At 71.1% G+C, this 4,085-nt stretch carries 3 protein-coding genes; 2 read left to right on the top strand and 1 reads right to left on the bottom strand.

Translation table 11 applies throughout. The features are described from left to right. Window positions 1-387 precede the first annotated feature (387 nt). A complete protein-coding gene (locus A5646_RS12665) occupies window positions 388-1,302 on the top strand; it encodes an SDR family NAD(P)-dependent oxidoreductase (protein WP_066870045.1) in 915 nt (304 codons plus the stop codon). Continuing rightward, window positions 1,292-2,857: an AMP-binding protein gene (locus A5646_RS12660; RefSeq protein ID WP_067021959.1), complete on the top strand. Its 1,566-nt coding sequence runs from the start codon at window positions 1,292-1,294 to the stop codon at window positions 2,855-2,857. The genes A5646_RS12665 and A5646_RS12660 overlap by 11 nt, the downstream gene beginning before the upstream one ends. Before the next feature lie 6 nt (window positions 2,858-2,863). On the opposite strand, the gene A5646_RS12655 is transcribed toward A5646_RS12660, so the two are convergent. Continuing rightward, window positions 2,864-4,085, bottom strand: a 1,222-nt coding sequence (locus A5646_RS12655; RefSeq protein WP_231998307.1) for a cation-translocating P-type ATPase, incomplete at its 5' end; no start/stop codon positions are given.

Below are 4,085 nucleotides of genomic sequence, written 5' to 3'. Positions count from 1 at the left end.
GACGCGGAGGGGATAACGGAGGCGGACACGGCCGAAACGGCCACGCCCGACGCTGCGAGAACTACTGCGGAACCAAGGGTACGAATGACGTGACGTGCGATCATGCCGCCATTGTGCCCAGCCAACACGCCGCTTAAACACCAGAAACACCGAAATTACCGTGTTCTCATAAAATAACCGCCGCGATTGCGGACGGGCTGAGATTGGTTGTGCGCGACGCCATCCGGCGCGGGCGCCCGGGCCCCGCGCGCCCACCGCTCGCTCGGGTCGCCCGCTGGGCGGCGGCGCCGGGCCGGAGCGCGGGCCCGCACCCCAGTGTGGTCTGCTACTCGTAGTTACGAGCCGGGGTTACGGTGAAGCAACAGCCGACCTCGGCGAGCGGCTCGAGTGAATGCGGCAGCGAAGTTGAACGCACTAACGCAGGCCCTGAACACGGTCACGGACCACGTGGCCAACCCGGCGCGGGTGTCGGATCCCGACAAGTTGCGCGGCGCCGTCTCCGGCAAAACCGTCTTGGTGACCGGCGCCTCCTACGGCATCGGCGAGGCGACCGCGCGCAGCCTGGCCGCCGCGGGAGCCACCGTCCTGGTCGTCGCCCGATCCGAGGAACGGCTCTGCGACCTGACGGCGTCGATCAATGCCGGTGGGGGCCACGCGGTTGCCTATCCCACCGACCTCACCGACGAATCCGCGGTGAGCACCCTGACCAAGGGCATTACCGAGGAGCACGGCCCGCCCGACATCGTGGTGAGCAACGCCGGCAAATCGTTGCGCCGCTCGCTGCATGACCAGTACGACCGGCCGCACGACTTCCAGCGCACGATCGACATCAACTACCTGGGACCGGTGCGGCTGCTCCTGGGTCTGCTGCCGGCCATGCGCGACAACGGCAGCGGGCACATCGTGAACGTCTCGAGCGTCGGGGTGCGGGTGGCGCCGGGTCCGCAATGGGGTGCCTATCAGGCATCGAAGGGCGCCTTCGACCGCTGGTTGCGCAGCGTCGCTCCGGAACTGCACACCGACGGCGTCGATGTGACCACTGTCTACTTCGCTCTGGTCCGAACCAGGATGATCGCGCCCACCCCGCTGCTGGGCCGCCTACCCGGCCTGTCGGCGGACGAGGCCGCCGACGCGATCGCCAAGGCGGTCATCGAGCGGCCCCGCACCATCGAACCGCCCTGGGTGCTGCCGGCCGAGCTGGCCTCGGTGCTGCTGGCGGGGCCGGCCGATTACGCCGCCCGGCTGTGGCATCGCCGGTTCTTCAGCGAGTCCGACACCGACGAGGCCGACAATGACGAATGACCGGGTGATTCCCACCGCTGCCCGGGCCCTGCTGCGCTCGGGCCTGCTGAGTCCGCCGGCGCCACTGGCGGGTTTCCGGCTGCTTCGCGAGGCACGCCGGGGCGGCACCAATCCGTACACGCTGCTGGCGGTCACGACGGCCCGGTGGCCCGACCGGACGGCGATCGTCGACGACGACGGCGCGCTCAGCTATCGCCGGCTGCAACTGGTGACCGAGTCGCTGGCGCGGCGGTTGGCCGACGACGGCGTTGCACCCGGGCAGGCGGTCGGGGTGATGTGCCGCAACGGACGCGGTTTTGTGGCCGGCGTGTTCGCCGCCGCCCTGCTGGGCGCCGATGTCGTCCCGATGAGCACGGAGTTTCGCAGCGACGCGCTGGCCGCCGCGGTGCAAGCGCACCGCATTTCGACCGTGGTCGCCGACGCCGAATTCGTCGAGCGGTTGCGGGCCGCTGACGAATCGGTCGGCACCGTCGATCCGGCGACGCTCGGCGCCGACGAAGGCGCCGGCAGACCGGCCGTGGCCGCCCCCGGCCGCATCGTCCTGCTGACATCGGGCACCACCGGCACCCCCAAGGGGGTGCCCCGCTCACCGCAGCTGCGCTCCGCGGTGGGCGTGTGGGTGACGATCCTGGACCGCACCCGGCTGCACACCGGGTCGCGAATCTCGGTGGCAATGCCCATGTTTCACGGGCTGGGGTTGGGCATGCTGATGCTGACCCTCGCGCTCGGGGGAACCGTGCTCACCCGCCGCGAGTTCGACGCCGAAGCCGCGCTGGCGCAGGCGTCGCTGCATCGTGCCGACGCCTTCACCGCGGTGCCGGTGGTGCTCGCGCGCATCCTGGAGCTGCCCGAGCAGGTGCGGGCGCGAAACCCGCTGCCCTACCTGCGGACGGTGATCTCCAGCGGCGACCGCCTCGACCCCACGCTGGGCCAGCGGTTCATGGACGCCTACGGCGACGTCCTCTACAACGGCTACGGCTCCACCGAGGTCGGCATCGGTGCGCTGGCCACGCCGGCGGATCTGCGCGAAGCGCCCGAAACCGTCGGAAGGCCGGTCGTGGGCTGCCCGGTGCGGATCTTCGACAAGAACGACAGACCGGTCGGGCCGCGGGTCACCGGGCGGATCTTCGTGGGCGGCGAACTGACCAGCGACGGCTACACCGACGGCGCCGCGAAGGCCGTCGTCGACGGCATGACCAGCACGGGCGACATGGGCTATCTGGACAACGCGGGCCGGCTCTTCATCGTCGGCCGCGAAGACGACATGATCATCTCCGGCGGCGAGAACGTCTATCCGCGCGCGGTCGAAAACGCGCTCGCCCAGCACCCCGCCGTCGCCGAGAACGTCGTCATCGGAGTCCCCGACGAGCGGTTCGGTCAGCGCCTGGCCGCGTACGTGGTCGCCCAGCCCGGCAGCGAGATCGACGCCGCGCAGCTGCGCGAATATTTGAAGGACCGAGTCTCCCGCTTCGAACAGCCCCGCGACATCAACGTCGTGGACAGCATTCCGCGCAACCCGACCGGCAAGGTGCTGCGCCGGGAGTTGTCCGGCTGAACACGATCATTCCTCGCCGGGCTCCAGGGCGGCGACCTGCTTGGCCAGCCAATTGGGGGCCAGCGCCGAGATCGCGGTGGCTCCCGCCGTGGAGCCCAGCACCCCGGACCAGGCGACCGGCCCCAGCGGCGTGCAGCCGAAGAACTGGCTGATCACCGGGGTTTGCACGATGCCGACCAGGACGCCGGCGCTGCCCAGGGCCGTCGCCACGACGAGCGGGCTGTGCCGGCGGGTCAGCAGCGTCTGCGCCAGCTGCGTCGTCACCAGCGCGGTCAAACCCATTGTGGCCGTGCGCCTTTCGGTACCCGGCGTCCAGCGCCCGATCGCCCAGGCGGCCGTCGCCCCGGCGGCAGTGACGGCGCCACGGGTGACGATCTGGCGCATCAGCGGGGCGTCGAGTGAGGGCGTGGCCCCGGTGAGCACGGCGCGCCGGTGCAGGCGGCGCGCCTCCTCGGCGGCCTCGGCCGATTCGTATTCGGCTTCGTCGGGTTCGACGTATTGCGAGGTGACGGCTACCGCGAGCGCGGGGAACATGTCGGTGAGCAGGTTGACCAGCAGCAGCTGACGGGTCCCCACCGGGGCGCGGCCGGCGCCGAATGCGGTGCCGATGATGGTGAACAGCACCTCACCGACGTTGCCGCCGACCAGGATCGTGACGGCGTCGCGCACGCCCGCCCACATGCTGCGGCCCTCGACCAGGGCGTCCATCAATACGCCCAGATCCTCGTCGGTCAACACGATGTCGGCGGCGCCGCGGGCGGCCGACGAACCGCGACCGCTCACCCCGATACCGACGTCGGCCATCCGGATGGCGGCGGCGTCGTTGGCGCCGTCGCCGACCATCGCCGTCACCCGGCCGCAGCGCTGCAGGGCGGCCACGATCTGCACCTTCTGCTCGGGGCTGACACGGGCGAACACCTGCACGTCGGCGACCAGCTTGGCGCAGGCGTCCTCGTCGAGGCCGGCGAGTTCGGCGCCGGTGACCACTCTGGCGCCCTCGGGCAAGCCCAACTGCCGGGCGATCGCGCGCGCCGTCACGGGGTGGTCGCCGGTGATCAGCACCACGTCGCGGTCGGCGTCCACCAGCGCCTCGATCAGCGGGCGCGCCGACGCCCGGGCGGTGTCGGCCAGCCCGACGTAGCCGAGCAACTCGAGGTTCTTCGCCGCGGCGTCCACGGCGTCGGCGTCGGTGTCGTCGTCGTCGGTCTCGTGCTTCCAGCCGCGCTGC

The sequence above is a fragment of the Mycobacterium sp. 1245499.0 genome (assembly GCF_001673615.1).
GTDB classification, from domain to species: Bacteria; Actinomycetota; Actinomycetes; order Mycobacteriales; family Mycobacteriaceae; genus Mycobacterium; species Mycobacterium europaeum_A.
Note: the sequence above shows the minus strand (reverse complement) of the source record. Positions and strands in the feature narration are given on the sequence as shown.